Source organism: Teredinibacter franksiae (assembly GCF_014218805.1).
GTDB lineage: Bacteria > Pseudomonadota > Gammaproteobacteria > Pseudomonadales > Cellvibrionaceae > Teredinibacter > Teredinibacter franksiae.
Genome location: NZ_JACJUV010000001.1, coordinates 791,054 through 806,405, shown reverse-complemented (window position 1 = coordinate 806,405; position 15,352 = coordinate 791,054). Strand labels below are relative to the sequence as shown.

The following is a 15,352-nucleotide window of genomic DNA, read 5'->3' as shown; positions in this document are numbered from 1 at the left end:
TAGAGAAGGGCTTAATAAGAGGTGGCTGCCGTTATACAGGCAAGGGTACCTGATACATGGGAGGGGCGTAAAGTTTGTTTGTATGTCGAAGAAAGGTTGCTGCTTCTGTTTCAGTTAATTCATTGGTACAGCTGGGACTTAGTGCTACGTAACCGTGAGCGAATTAACTTCTACATCACCACCGATTTTGCCACATCAGATAAGCAGTCTGCCGACTTCTCGTTTATTTCCGTATGGGCTTACAATAATAATCGTGACTGGTTTTGGGTGGATGGTGTGTGCAAGAAGCAGTTGATGGACGCCAACATCAATGACTTGTTTCGGCTATCTCAGAAATACCAGCCTCAGTCAGTGGGTATCGAAGTCACCGGACAGCAGGGCGGCTTTATGCCATGGATTCAGGACGAGATGATACGTCGTAATGTGTATTTTCATCTGGCTTCGGATAACAACGACAACGACCCAGGCATTCGGCCATCAACCAATAAGATGCAGCGTTTTAACGTAACCGTGCCTTGGTTTAACGCTGGTAAAGTGTATTTACCACGGGATATGAAAGACCACCCCGCAGTGGTTGAGTTGGTCGAAGAGCTGGAATTGGTTTGCCCTGAAGGATTCAAAAGCCGAAACGACGACGGCATTGATACGATCTCCATGCTGCCCTTAATGCACGCTATGCCCCCGAGTGAGATAGCCACACTTACAGATGCTGGTGATCCCATGTGGGGCGACGCAGCAAACGACGACGAATCCGCTTATTCATCCTACATTGTGTGAGACACTGTAAATGACGCTTAATGATATTTTTACGCAGCTTGCCCATGGCGAACTCTCCCAAGTGATTTTGGGTAACGATGGGAAATCACAACTGAGCGTACCGGAGGGCCGGCGTAAGCAGGTTGCTTCGCATATTCAATTGGGTCTTACGGCGCTCTACACGCGCTTCCGTCTTCGGGAGGGTAGTTTGCTTGTACGTGTCACACCTGACGTTCGGGCGTATATCCTGAGTGCGGATTATGCTACGAGCAATACTGAATCCGAGGTGCCGACTGAAAACCGCTATATTCAGGACTCTGTGGCTGTACCGTTTCAGAACGATTTACTGAAAGTGGAGCGCGTGTATGCTAAGGGTTCGGTGGGTCACTTTGATGAGTTGGACGCCAACAAGCCAGATAACCCCAGTGCAGTTACCCTGACAGAGTTCAATTCACTGGTTTTACCTGATACATTGAAAACTGATTTGTTGAAAGTTATTTACCGAGGAGATCATCCCCCGTTTGATATTCATCGGGTAATACCTGCACCGCAATTGATCTCGGTGTATATACCGCCGTCATACCTTCAGGCACTTTTATATTATGTGGCAAGCCGTGCCTTGAACCCGGTGGGGATGGTTGCGGAGTTTCATGAAGGGAATGGTTACATGCAGAAGTTTGAGATGGAGTGTTCCCGACTTGAGCAGTTGAATTACAGCCTGGATCAGGAGCATGGCGATGGGCGCTTTGAAAGGAATGGGTGGGTTTAGGTTAGATTTGGGCGCCTAAGTCCCTGTATTTTTTTCGCGCCATGCTGGTGTTGCCGCTAGTCGCGGCATCTGGTTCAGTTTTTACTTTTCCGTAGGTTAAATAAGTCCTGCAACACAAAAGATACTTTTAATAGTCAGCGGTAGACGACTTCAGAAAGTCTTTGGCTCTATTGCAGCTAACCAATGGTTTCGAGGCAATAAAAATTAATTGTGGGGAGGGGTTCGATATTGCTGCTGCCTATGCCGAATAAGGGCTCGCCAACCGCGTATCAAAATTAACTCCTGCAAACTCGCAGTCTTCAACAAGAATTCTAAACCGCTCAGAGTAATAAATATCTATGCAGCTTTGAAAGGGGCTTTTGAAAAGTAATTTGTCCCCTACCGATTTTGCATCAAAAACTAATTTCGTTTCGCTACTCCCTGCTTCAACTACTTCGGCTGTCGTTAAGCAATTAAGTATTTGGTAGGTTTCCTAAATCGTTAGAAAATGGTAGATGAAAAACCTGCGCTAAAGTATACATTGCAGTGGGTTATTGGATTCCCGGATTAATAAAATGTGAAATCGTGTTTGGTATCTTTAGCTATCCAAATGTAATCACTGAAAATTAGTATAAATGTAGACATTTGTTTTAATTCTCTGTTTAATCCTCGGTTGAAGTGCTTGTTGAGGCTAAGGTGGCCTCGACCACTACAGTGAGTCTCGGTATTGAGAAAAATAAATTATTTTAGACTGAAAAGGAATCGTATGTTCGAAGAGAGCAAGGGAGTACGTTTTGGGTTGTACGTAATTTTAGTGTTTGGTGTAGTGGTTTTTGCTATGCCCACTTGGGCAGCCCCCAAGCTAATACTGGCAGACACTTCGACTTCCTGGGAATATAATATAAGTGTTTCCAAGGATGCGTATACTTTTCAAATACAAGAAAAACAAGAAAACGGAGTATGGAAAACCATTGTAGATGGTAATTACTACAATTATGGCCCGTTTAATATCGTAAAATCAAAAAATAATGTTTACTACTATAAGCTTAAAAATTGGTCGCAAAACGGCACGCTAACAACGCATTTGGATTCGATTAACGTTCAAAAACCCCTGCCTAAGCCTGCTGTACCAACTTTATCTTTAGCGACGACAGATTCCGATGGAACCTATACGGTTTCCTGGAGCAAGCCCACGCATACCACGAATTTTATATTGTATGAACAGAAACAAGGCGGTAACTGGGGTAAAAGTGAATTCGTTGCTTCGATAACATCGCGGTTGCGACCAGGGATGGCTGATGGCGTTTGGAATTACAGGATTGAAGCAGCAAACGGCAATGCTTTTTCAGGTGCATCAGGCATAAAGTCAATAAAAGTGGCGCGAATTCCCGGCGTTCCTTCTTCGATTGAAACGCCGGGCACAAACGATGGTAGCTACACAATTGGCTGGAATGGCTCTTCTGGCAGTGTGACCAGTTATGAATTGGAGCGCCTTAAGGTGAACACGCCGGGCTGGGTCGCTGTCTATAGCGGCTTGTCACGCCAAAAATCATTTCCTTCAATTGCTGCTGGCACTTATCGTCATCGCGTTAAAGCTTGCAATAATGTCAGTGGCTACGAGCCCTGCTCTTCTTGGAAGTATTCATCGGGTTCCACCGTCGTTGCAAAGCCTTCTTCTTCGCCCTCTATTGATTTGGCTTCAACAGATAGCGATGGTAGTTACACGGTTTACTGGAATTCGATAGGTAATACCAAATCCTATATTCTTCAGGAAAAAAAGGTTGGCGATAGCAATTGGTTTGAATATTCAAGTACAACCGCAACGCAGCTAAGCATTCCCCCAAAGGGGAGTAGTACATACATTTATCGGGTGAAAGCGTGTAATGATATTGGTTGCTCCGGGTACTCGGGCAGCAAAGAGATTAGTGTAGCAATTGCCCCTGGCACTCCCCCCAGTATTGATACTCCGCCAACCAATGATGGTGACTACATAATTACGTGGGGGTCTGCAAGCGGTTCTCCAAACAGGTATCGGCTGTACTATAAAAAAAGTAGCGCTTCAAATTGGACCAATATATACACTGGGTCAAATAAGTCATATAGCTTTGAAGGGTTAAGCGCCGGCACCTATAGCCATAAAGTGGCAGCCTGTAGGTACGAGGGTAGTTACGAGAACTGCTCCGGTGAAAAAGCGTCGGGGAATACCGTTGTAGCAGCACCGAATACCGTACCGGTGATAACTCTGGCCGGTAGCGATAGCGATGGCAGTTATCCCGTTTCGTGGAATTCAATTTCAAATTCGACAAGCTACGATTTACGGCAAAATATTAATGGTGGAAGTTTTAGTCAGGCGCAGAACAGCGGGGCTACCACCAAAGGTTACAGTAGCCAGCTAAGTCGGCGTTACGGTTACAAAGTGCGAGCCTGTAACAATATTGGCTGTACTGGCTACAGTGGAGTAAGTTATATAAATGTTGCCGTTAAGCCCGGTATGCCCTCCAGTATTACCCCTCCAGGCACGAGCAATGGTGAGCATACAGTAAGTTGGGGGGCTGCTAGCGGCGAAGTTCATTACTACCAGCTGGAGTACAGGCGTAGCCCCGATACAAAATGGTCGTTGGCCTACACTGGAGATAAAACAAGCGAAACGTTTACTGTTCCATCTGCAGGCGTGTACGAACATCGGGTTAGAGCATGTGTGAGCGCGGGGGGCCTTGAAGCGTGCTCCAGTGAGCGAACTGCAACACTCAAAACCAAGGTCATCAAACCTGTCGATATCACTTATCAGTACGACCCATTGGGCCGTTTGGTTAAAGTGAAGGAGGATGGGAGTACAAAAACAGGTTATTGCTACGACCCAGCAGGCAACCGCACAGCGCTCAAAGAGAGTGGTGGCGGCGAAGACTGCCCGGCGCCCTCCAGCCCAGATAAACCAACTGGGTTAGCCATTAGTACACCTGCGCCAAATATGTATATCGCTAGTTGGGGCCAGGCTCCAGGCAGCTCGCACTACATTTTTAAATACACAGATGAAATCGGTGAAACTACCATGACCATAAATGGAGGGAGAACGACAGAAATTACTATAGTGAAAGATCCCCAAGCATATCCGCCAATTTATTTACAGGCATGTAATCAATTTGGCTGTAGCAGTAGCGTTAGCTTTTAGTTGGGGTCGAGCGTTAGTCCATTGTGTGCTCGTAAGTCTATATACAATTTCAAAGGATCAGATAATGAGTGTCTTTCTCCGAATTACAAGTGAATATGTAGTGGCATCCGTCAACAGCATAAAAGCCGAATTCAAACATAAATTTTCAAGCAGCGATTCAGGTGGCCATAGATCAAAAATGTGCGCATACAACTACGCAAAATTGATAAAAATGGCACCTAGTCGCCCAACAAGATATAAGGCAGAAAAGCGTGCAATGAATTTGAAAAAGTGCGCTACGGCATTTATTCTTTCCGCCTTCTCTCTGTCGGCTTATGCGGTGCAAGAAGCTGTTATCGCGCCACCGGATGTGGAGGTAACTGATTTCATGGGCGTGAATATGGCCACAGGAGAAGTGAGTCAGAGTTTAAATACTGTTGCAATTGGTGGGGAGTATGGGCTGAGTCACAGCATTTCATTATTTGCGAACCATTTTGATGCTAACGACGGAAAAGGTTATCGAGACAAATTTTCCGGCATGCCACATTTCACAATGCTGAATGAACATCAGGATGGGCTCCTGGAAGTAGACTCCAATGGTGTTCTGAATTTTGAGCTGGTAGAAGGCCAAACTCAAATTAGGCAGGTGCCTGTTATTCGCGTCTCCGGCCCTGTAGGTAGCCAGGACTTTGCCTTCAAAAAGAATGATGTATTAATCGGGCGCTTTATCGAAATCAATGCATCGGATTACTCTTATACTTTTGTACCAATCGGCGATAAAAGGCATTCTTTAAAATATATGGCAAACGGAGATTTAGTCTGGAGAAATCCAAATGGGGTCGAGATAAAATATTTGCAGGGTAAGGCAGGAATCGACACCATCACTTACCCTAATGGCTTCTCAATTTACGTAGACCACAGTGCAGTTTGGACCAATACCGGTTTTATGCTGAAATATGATAAGTCCAGCACCTATACCGCATGGGCAGACAACCCCAAATCAATATCCGCGCTCAATTTGGCCTACAACGACTGTGCACCCGACCAGGCTTGCACTACCAAAGATTGGCCCACGGCCAGCTTTGCATGGCCAGCTTCTGCGCCGGACTCCTTTTATAGCGATGGAGCAGAAAATGTTTTTTCCGTTACCAACCAGTTTGGTGGGGTAACCGATTACCATTACAACACTAAGGACGCCTGTTATTTCACCCAGCCCGAAGACGAAGGTATTTCTGAGTATTGCCTAAACCGGCATCCCGGCGATGAGCGGTTCGCGCCACGATTGGTCGGTATAAGATCAGCTAATAGCAGTGTTATTGATATCACTTACCAGTATGAAAACGATGGCTTCATGTTTAGCCCTTCACCGGGGGGCGGACCCGGAATGCATTTGGCGCAGTGGTATTGGAAGCTATCGACCAAAACCGGCCGGCTCACTAATGCCACTAATAGGGCTTATAGTCGTGTTTATGGTGAACCCTTCAGCGGCAGTCATTGGGGTTACAATACCGTTCGGGAGAGCGCGGGCAACAGGGTTCAATTATACAACGCCTTACCGGGTAAGCTTGAGCGAGTTGTCCTGCGTAAAAAAGGAACGTTTATTTATGAAGAAAGCTCTCGTAATTTTGTGACATCGCACACGCCTATTTCCGGGCCACCTAAACTCTATATTTACGGCGATGATGACGGTGGCCGTGGCAATCTTGTTCGCATTACCTCCAAGGGTACTAATATAAGCCAGGCTGACTATCCAGATACCTGTAACGATACGAATTTCAGGTATTGTAACAAACCCCTGTGGGTTAAAGACGCAAACAACAACCAAACCGACTATACCTACCACGCCGAATCGGGTCAGCTGGAAACCGTTACTCAGCCAGCCATAAAGATTAACGGCGCAAGCGTGCGCCCTAAAACAACCTATGTGTGGGAAGAGTATTTTGCTACCTTTTTCCAATATAACCAACATCAAACAAGCACCTCTATGCAGAAAGCCAATGACGGCATATGGCTATTAAAGCAGGAGTGGTCCTGCCGCACCTCTAACGCGTTAAGTGGCAGTGTAGGCTGTGCTGGTGGAGCGCAAGATCTGGTTCAAAAAGACTACCACTATGGGCCGCAAGAGGGTGGCGAGGCTAACAACCTGTTGCTGCGAGGCGAAAGCGTTACTGCGTACAATCATGCAGGTGCCCAAGAAACCCGAGTGACATGCTACGAGTATGACAATTACGGCAATCAAATTGGTGTAACCCTGCCCAAGGGTAACCTTTCCAGTACCAACGCTGCGTCATGTCCTTAAGGAAGAGGAAAATAGAAAATGTTAAATAAAGCTATCCATTCTTTAAATCTCCGTGCGTTGGTTGGTCTTATACTCTTTTTGCCGTTTAATGCACTGTACGCTGCACAAGAAAATGCCAGTTTCAAGTACGTAAAACGCTATGCACCTTCTGGGTTGTTAGTGGGGGAATTTAGCCCTAGCCCCAGTAGTGACGAACAAGACCGGCCTGCGAAACGGTACTTCTATGCCGACCCAAGTGGCCAGGATACGCGCACCACCTTATTGTTTTTAATCGAGGAAGGCTATTTAACGGGGTGGGCAGGCGAAGCGCAAGACCCTAGTCAGTGGCCATTTACGTCGACTGGCCGCACCCAGTACACATATGACCAATACGGTAGAAAGCGCACTGAAGGCGCTATCGATAATTCAGGCAACTACTTAAACCTTGCCCAGTACAGTTACGATGAAAAAAGTCGAGTTGTGTGTAAAGCGGTTCGGATGAATCAGCAAATGCTGTCGCCCTCGCTGCAGCCTGCGGAAAACGATAATAGCGTATACAGTGGTGGAGCCTGTGTATTGGGAGCGGAAGGTGAGCACGGTCAAGACCGTATCACGCAATATGTTTACGACGATGTGGATAACATACTGGAAGAACACCGTGCTGTAGGTACAAGCCTGGAACAGTTGTATGTCAAAAACACCTATAACGGATACCACAAAGAAACCGTTACTGATGCCAATCAAAATACCGCCAAAATGGAATACGATGAATTTGGCAGATTGTATCGTTGGTATTTCCCAGACCCGGATGCAGGGCTTGCGCATAACACAGATGATTATGAAGAATATGAGTACGACTTAAACGGCAACCGTAAGCGTTTTCGTAAGCGGGATGGCAGTGTTTTTAACTACCAGTACGATGCATTGAATCGTATGGAAAAAAAGGACGTTCCCGTAAAACCCGCTAACCACCCGTTCGCGGAAGATGTTTTCTACAGTTACGATACGCGGGGCCTACAGCTCTATGCCATGTATGGCAGTTACGGCGCCACCAACCACGACGGTATTGGTGTAGAAAATCAATACAGTGGCTTTGGCGAAATTATTGCAGAAGAAAGCAACGTAGGCGGAGTATATACAACATCGCACACCTACGATAAAAACGGGAATAAAGTAGATACAAGCTACCATGACAGAACAGCCATTGCCCGTGGGTACAATCACTTAGACCAGCTCACCACTATTACCAAAGGTGCGCAAGCCGTTGTCGGTTTCGGCTATACCCCGGCGGGCTTGTTGGAATGGAAAACTACCGGGAACGCTGCAACCACTACAACGCTTGGCTATGACCACGCCTCACGCGTTGACAATATTGGGTACGATTTTTCCAGCAATGGTGACGACCTGATTTTAGGCTTTGAGTATAACGCGGCGTCGCAAATTAACAGCAAAGCATTAAGCAACAGCCAGTACCACCATCTGGATGGCCTTGGCAATATGGGGGCTTATAGCGTTAACGGCCTTAACCAATATACCTCGGTAAATGGCGTTAACTACACCTGGGATGAGAACGGCAACCTTACGCAGGATGAGGAGGCCACCTACGCCTACGACAAAGAAAACAGGCTGGTAAGGGTTGTTCATGCCAGTGGGGCAGTTGCCGATCTTATATACGACCCTAGCGGCCGTTTGGCACAGTATAAAGTTTTTGGCAGTATTACTAATTTTGTGTACGACGGCGATGTGATTATTTCCGAGTACCGTACGAATGGTACCTATGCCAATTATGTACACGGGAATACTGTGGGTACGCCGTTGGTCAGTTATGAATCGAATGGCGATACGCTTTACCTCCATACAAACCATCAGGGCTCGGTGATAGCATCGTCCCGGCAGGATGGCAGCGTGGAATACATTAATACCTATGATGCCTATGGTGTTTCGGGAGATTTAAACGAAGGCCGTTTTGGTTATACCGGCCAGGTATGGCTGGCAGAGGTGGGGTTGTATCACTATCGGGCCAGAGCGTATCGGGCTGAGATTGGACGGTTTTTGCAAACGGATCCGGTTGGGTATGAAGATCAGATGAATCTTTATGCTTATGTGGGGAATGATCCGGTGAATATGGTTGATCCAGGTGGCAAGGAAGGGATTGGTCTTAATGCAAAGCCGCTGACTAAAGCACAGGTGAAGGCCATGAATAAGGCAGTATCAACATTTTCCAAGGGGGCAAGTGCAGCCTTAATGCAGTCGACGTCAAATTGGGAGCCGGATCCTTCATTAGGTGCAGGGATTTCGAGAGGGTTTAATGATGAGGGAGCCAAGGCATTGGGAAAGGAGGATATGCAAGACGTATATGAATCTAGCGCAAAAGATCTAGCGGCAGAGGCAGGGCCTTTGGCAGTTGCTGTCGTGGACACAATAGAAGATGTACAAGATCTGGTCCAAGATTTTAAAGATTCAAAGGCTCGAAATAAGAAAGCCAGCAAAACGTTAACTTCAGATGCTCGAAAGGCGATAAAAAAGGATAATAAGGTAAGAGAAGCCGAATTACCTGGCGATCCTAGTAAACTATAAGTTTTTGCATATCTAGATTCTATGTTTGGTGATTTTCAAGCGTTATAATATTGATGGTGGTAGCCGGTATGATAGAAACCAATGTCAGCAGTAATAATCAAGAGTGCAAGGGTAGAATTTCTGCAAAAATAACATTTTTTATTTCAATATTTTTTTTGTTTCATAGGTTCATATTGACATATTTTATTCCTTTGAATAATCCAACCTTTTTTTACGTTTGGGGGACGCTATTGCAAATAGTAATTGTCTCGGGAGTTGTTGTCGGTGTATTTTCATTGGTTAGAATAAACAAAATTCATTCTCGGAAATATGTGCTTATGGCAATATTTGGGTTTAGCGTCAATTCATATTTTTTCGGGGTGGCTGTTTACCATATGAGAAATTTGTGGGGTAATAGCCATTTATTGCCTTAAGTTGTAAGAATCATCATCGTAGTAGCGTCTATATTGAGAACCATACTTGGATCTGAAAATAAAAGGACATCCAAATAAACAGTTTAAGGGACACCCACCAGTAGAGGATTTGTAAAAAATCCATTGGGCGAAACACGTAAGATCAAAATCCTAAGGTAAATACTGTAAGAGTGGCGCGTACGAGCACGAATCACGCTGATTAAACCATCGGCAGAGCCTGGCTAGCGTGAGCTCGCTTTAATTGCAGTGAGTTTACAAAGCAGTTTAAGGGACACCCACCAGTAGAGGATTTGTAAAAAATCCATTGGGCGAAACACGTAAGATCAAAATCCTAAGGTAAATACTGTAAGAGTGGCGCGTACGAGCACGAATCACGCTGATTAAACCATCGGCAGAGCCTGGCTAGCGTGAGCTCGCTTTAATTGCAGTGATTTTTTTAAAAGGACTAAGCGACGTTTTTATCTCGCCGCCTATAATGGAATTTTTTATAGAAGATAAAAGCAGTTTAAGGGACACCCACCAGTAGAGGATTTGTAAAAAATCCATTGGGCGAAACACGTAAGATCAAAATCCTAAGGTAATAACTGTAAATACTGTAAGAGTGGCGCGTACGAGCACGAATCACGCTGATTAAACCATCGGCAGAGCCTGGCTAGCGTGAGCTCGCTTTAATTGCAGTGATTTTTTTAAAAGGACTAAGCGACGTTTTTATCTCGCCGCCTATAATGGAATTTTTTATAGAAGATCGCTTCAAATTTCTGCGTGTTACCCACCCAGTCGTCAGCGTCAATGCCTAGCCGTTGCAGAATGGGAAGAGATTTTTTGGAAAAGCAGTTTAAGGGACACCCACCAGTAGAGGATTTGTAAAAAATCCATTGGGCGAAACACGTAAGATCAAAATCCTAAGGTAATAACTGTAAATACTGTAAGAGTGGCGCGTACGAGCACGAATCACGCTGATTAAACCATCGGCAGAGCCTGGCTAGCGTGAGCTCGCTTTAATTGCAGTGATTTTTTTAAAAGGACGAGTTAGAAGGGACACCCACTCTTAGATGATTTGCGAAAAATCCATTGAGTAAAATACGAAGGATAAGCAGTTTAAGGGACACCCACCAGTAGAGGATTTGTAAAAAATCCATTGGGCGAAACACGTAAGATCAAAATCCTAAGGTAATAACTGTAAATACTGTAAGAGTGGCGCGTACGAGCACGAATCACGCTGATTAAACCATCGGCAGAGCCTGGCTAGCGTGAGCTCGCTTTAATTGCAGTGAGTTTACAAAGCAGTTTAAGAAGAGTTAGAAGGGACACCCACTCTTAGATGATTTGCGAAAAATCCATTGAGTAAAATACGAAGGATTGTTCTCTTATCAATGTGTCCGGTGTCATTAGACCACTACACATATACACGCATGTGAGTATCCGCAAGTTGCAGGAAATCCACGCGGCGACACATCCAGCAAAACTAGAAGCCAAAGACGCCTTGGCTGCAGTATTAGTGGAGGATCATAATGATTAAAATATTGGAATATATACGCCATTGGCGTATAGTTGAGCTATGATAATTATAGAAACAAGCGTATTTACCCGTCGAATCAAAGAGTTGATGGGTGATGACGAATACAAAGAGTTTCAAGAGGCCTTGGTGAGCCGCCCTGATATGGGGGCAATTATCCAAGGTACTGGCGGTCTTAGAAAGGTGCGCTGGAAGCTTGAAGGCAAGGGGAAAAGTGGTGGCGTTAGGGCTATTTACTACTGGATGACGGAAGATGAGCAGATATACATGCTTTATGTTTATCCAAAAAGTGAGCAAGAAGACCTAACATCAGATCAAAAGAAAGCCCTAAAAACGATAGTAGAGAGGTGGTCAGATGAAAAATGACATGTTCGATGAGTTGCTGGCCGGTGTGCAAGAAATGGACGAGATCGTCCAAGGGAAAAACGCCGCTGCCAGAGTGACCGAGTTCCCAGAACCCGAAGTTAAACTGATCCGGGAAAAAGTGGGCTTAAGCCAGAATCGCTTTGCGCTGTTAATCGGCGTTAGCAAGCGGACGTTGGAAAACTGGGAACAAGGCCGCCGACACCCCACCGGCCCCGCCAAAGCCTTGCTTAGAATCTTGGATGCCGACCCGGAGCTAGCCGTTCGTGCGTTGCATGGGTAAGCCGAGCTAGGAGGGATGCGAGCTAGGGAGCCAGGAGGGAAGGGAGCCAGGAGGGACACCCACTCTAAGAGAATTTGTAGAAAATCCATTGGGCGAAACACGAAAGATCAAAATCCGAAGGTAAAAGCTGTAAATACTGGAAGGTTGGCAATGTCGAGTGGGTGTCCTCGTGAATCGCTCTCCTCGTGAATCGCTCGTGAATTACTTTGATTTATAGGAGCTAGACGAGGGTTTTCAAGCTGCTTATGCACCTATAGGGTTTACCTGTTAATGCATAAAAATCATAGAGAAAGGCCCTGATTACAGCGCTAGTTGGCCAACACTGCAATAAAATATTCCAGGCCACAAGTAATTATTAGAGGTGCCTATAGCCCATACCAGCCGTTCTAATAATTCAGTCGTGAACCCGCACCAACCCATTGAAATTGTTCCGGGAATGCTTGTGACAATTGACTCATAGCGTTAAACCCGGTGCAGTGAAAAGGCGAAAGCTGCTGAATCGAAAAACGTTTTAGTGCGGTAATGGTGTTGTTAATCATCAGGGACACCTAATCATCAGGGACACCCACTCTTAGAGAATTTGCGAAAAACCCAATGGGGGAAATCCGAAAGATCAAAGTTTTAGGGTGATAACTGTAAATACTGGAAGAGTGGCGCGTACGAGCACGAACTGGTCAGTTTGAGCTATAGGCAGAGCATGGCTAGCTTAAACCCGTTTTAATTGCAGTGATTTTTTTAAAAGGACTAAGCGACGTTTTTATCTCGCCGCTTATAATGGAATTTTTTATAGAAGATCACTTCAAATTTCTGCGTGTTATCCACCCATTCGTCAGCTCCGATACCTAGCCGTTGTAGAATGGGTAGAGATTCATTAGCGATATAACCACGCTTATCCTGACGCTGAATACGGCCAGTCGTATCCACTAACGTGAGGTAATCTTTGATATCGAATAATACGCCGTGTTGTATGTCGGACCGCATATTCCCCTCAAAAACGGCTAATTCTTTAACGATAAAGCGGCTGAAGTGGTGAGGGTTGATATCAGGGTTGTGGGATAAAGCTTGCTTCAATTCAAAGTGAGGGTTTATTCGCTCTTGAACGCTGGTATGTTCAGAAGTTTCGGGTGACTCGGCCATTTTTGCGCGTATGGGGTTTAAATCCACGTAGGCCATAGCGGTTAACAGTGCCTCCTCGGTCAATAAGGCTTGAGATTTAAATCGCCCCTCCCAGAATCGGCCAGTGCAGCGTTCTTCTTGGTTCGCCTGTCGTGCGATGACTTGATTAAGTTGCTGCATAAACTCGCTTAAGCTGCCAAGGCGTGTACGCCAATCTTCTACAGTATCTTCGAGTACGCGTTGTTCTGCCGTATCTAAGGTTTCGCCTTTTTGATATTTTTGTACCAAAAAAGGGCCTTTGTATAAGCATAGCCAGCGCTGAATGACTTCGTCGAAGCTCCAGCTTTGCGGTGCCTGGGCATCAATTTTGATTACGATATGGTAATGGTTACTCATTACGGCGTAACTGCAGATATCGATAGCAAAAATGGTGGAGAGTAAGCGAATACGCTCTGCAATCCATTCGCGCCGGTGTTCGTAGCATTGCCCGGTATGAATATCTGTACCGCAGAGGTAGGAGCGGCGAACACAGCGGGACATAACGTGATAATAGGGCGTGTCACTGATAGAGACTTGATGCTTCCGTGCCGTCGTCATGGGTTTACCGTAACTGTGTATAAATACAGTCATTAATCGTAGGGGATGTTCGGTATGATGTCAATGGCGAGTGGGTGTCCTCGTAATTTGCTCTTCCTCGTAATTTGCTCTCGTAATTTGCTCGTAATTTGGCTGCAGAGTCAGAGTGAACACCTTTTGGCCAAGCCGACACGAGCGGTCAAATGGAGATACTTAGCTAATCAGCGTGATTAAGGCAATATGATTAGTGCAAATTGTAAAATATGGTTACTTAGTCTTAATTAATGCTTGAATTAGGGTATTCATGATGCCATTATGATTAAAAAACAACCTTGCATGCATGAGAGACTTTTGAATGAAAAACCTAATCCTAGTAAGTTTGATTACAATACTTACCGCTTGCGGCGGCAGTTCAAACGACATCATACCTTCCCCCACCTTGCCGCCAACAGCTGAACCAACGGCTGAACCAACGGCTGAACCAACAGCTGAACCAACAGCTGAACCAACAGCTGAACCAACAGCTGAACCAACAGCTGAACCAACAGTTGAACCAACAGTTGAACCAACAGTTGAACCAACAGTTGAACCAACAGTTGAACCAACAGTTGAACCAACAGTTGAACCAACAGTTGAACCAACAGCAGAGCCAACCAGCATTCTCTCTAATGGTAACCTTAACGAGGGAGATGGTGACGAATTTACCAGCTGGGGCAAGTGGAACGGTGGGCCGAATTTAACTGCCGTTACCGATAGCTGCAGCGGACGCGCCCTGCAAGCAGCAAGTAGCGGAGGAAACGCTTGGGAGCTGCAGTTTGTTAGCGATGAAGTCACCATGGTTGCCGATACCCAATACACGGCCTCGATGTGGATTAAGGCCGACGCGGCCGATGGTATTGTGCGATTCTCATTAAATGGTGCGAGCCCGCAATATGGCGTGGATGAAACCGTTGCCACTGGGGATTGGCAACAGATCACCTCGAGCTTTACCGCTAACGACACCAATACCCGTCTACTACTCGACTTGGGCGCATCTTCCGTGACCTACACTATCGACAATATCGCATTAGTCGAAGGTGGTACTGCGCTCGCTGGTGTCTGCCCAGAAAATAATCCTGAGCTGCTGTTAAACAGCGATCTGGAAACGGGTGACGGAGGTGAATTTACTAACTGGGGTAAATGGAACGGCGATACGGTATTAACCGTTACTACAACCGAAGTTCATAGCGGCAGTCGAGCCCTGCAGGCAGCGTCCCCTGGAGGAAACGCTTGGGAAGTACAGTTTGTTAGCGATGCCGCAACCACTGAAGTGGGCAAAGCATACACCGCAAGCATGTGGATTAAAGGTGCAGTAGCCGATGGTGTTGTTCGCTTTTCAACAAACACAGACGGTGCCACCGATGCTCAATACGGGCCAGACACAACCATTGGTACAGACTGGCAAAATATCACCTGGGGGTTTACTGCCGATAGTACGTCCACACGGCTGGTGTTAGATCTGGGCGCTTCTAATGTCACTTACTATATTGACGAAATTTCGTTGAAAGAATAAGCGGCACTTACCTTCAACCACTCGAA

11 protein-coding genes are annotated in these 15,352 nt (G+C 45.9%); 8 read left to right on the top strand and 3 right to left on the bottom strand.

Features of this window, described 5'->3' with window-relative positions:
• Nucleotides 1-21: 21 nt before the first annotated feature.
• From H5336_RS03195 to nadS, 7 genes are all read left to right on the top strand, one after another.
• Nucleotides 22-777 (top strand): hypothetical protein, encoded by a 756-nt coding sequence (locus H5336_RS03195; protein ID WP_185231342.1) that lies wholly within the window; start codon nucleotides 22-24, stop codon nucleotides 775-777.
• A gap of 10 nt (nucleotides 778-787) precedes the next feature.
• A complete protein-coding gene (locus tag H5336_RS03190) occupies nucleotides 788-1,525 on the top strand; it encodes a hypothetical protein (protein ID WP_185231340.1) in 738 nt (245 codons plus the stop codon).
• Between the two features lie 745 nt (nucleotides 1,526-2,270).
• Entirely contained in the window at nucleotides 2,271-4,673 is a 2,403-nt protein-coding gene (locus tag H5336_RS03185; RefSeq protein ID WP_185231338.1) for a fibronectin type III domain-containing protein, read from the top strand.
• Between the two features lie 64 nt (nucleotides 4,674-4,737).
• Nucleotides 4,738-6,951, top strand: coding sequence for a hypothetical protein (locus H5336_RS03180; RefSeq protein ID WP_185231336.1), 2,214 nt, complete (start codon nucleotides 4,738-4,740; stop codon nucleotides 6,949-6,951).
• Between the two features lie 18 nt (nucleotides 6,952-6,969).
• Entirely contained in the window at nucleotides 6,970-9,507 is a 2,538-nt protein-coding gene (locus tag H5336_RS22835; protein WP_185231334.1) for an RHS repeat domain-containing protein, read from the top strand.
• Between the two features lie 1,971 nt (nucleotides 9,508-11,478).
• Nucleotides 11,479-11,802, top strand: coding sequence for a type II toxin-antitoxin system RelE/ParE family toxin (locus H5336_RS03170; protein ID WP_185231332.1), 324 nt, complete (start codon nucleotides 11,479-11,481; stop codon nucleotides 11,800-11,802).
• Entirely contained in the window at nucleotides 11,792-12,082 is a 291-nt protein-coding gene (gene nadS / locus H5336_RS03165) for a NadS family protein (RefSeq protein ID WP_185231330.1), read from the top strand. The genes H5336_RS03170 and nadS overlap by 11 nt, the downstream gene beginning before the upstream one ends.
• A gap of 386 nt (nucleotides 12,083-12,468) precedes the next feature.
• Here the strand turns inward: nadS and H5336_RS03160 are convergent, their stop codons facing one another.
• The 3 genes from H5336_RS03160 to H5336_RS24000 all read right to left on the bottom strand — a co-directional run bounded on the left by H5336_RS03160 (nucleotide 12,469) and on the right by H5336_RS24000 (nucleotide 14,434).
• Entirely contained in the window at nucleotides 12,469-12,621 is a 153-nt protein-coding gene (locus H5336_RS03160; RefSeq protein ID WP_185231328.1) for a hypothetical protein, read from the bottom strand.
• 205 nt (nucleotides 12,622-12,826) lie between these two features.
• Nucleotides 12,827-13,795, bottom strand: a complete 969-nt coding sequence (locus tag H5336_RS03155; RefSeq protein WP_185231327.1) for a transposase — start codon at nucleotides 13,793-13,795, stop codon at nucleotides 12,827-12,829.
• A 246-nt stretch (nucleotides 13,796-14,041) separates the two neighbouring features.
• The gene (locus tag H5336_RS24000; RefSeq protein ID WP_446697315.1) at nucleotides 14,042-14,434 is read right to left on the bottom strand and encodes a glycine zipper domain-containing protein; all 393 of its coding nucleotides are present in this window, start codon (nucleotides 14,432-14,434) and stop codon (nucleotides 14,042-14,044) included.
• On the opposite strand from H5336_RS24000, the gene H5336_RS03150 reads away from it, so the two are divergent.
• Nucleotides 14,433-15,326, top strand: coding sequence for a carbohydrate binding domain-containing protein (locus H5336_RS03150; RefSeq protein WP_446697314.1), 894 nt, complete (start codon nucleotides 14,433-14,435; stop codon nucleotides 15,324-15,326). The two genes, H5336_RS24000 and H5336_RS03150, sit on opposite strands and share 2 nt — an antisense overlap.
• Nucleotides 15,327-15,352: the final 26 nt, after the last annotated feature.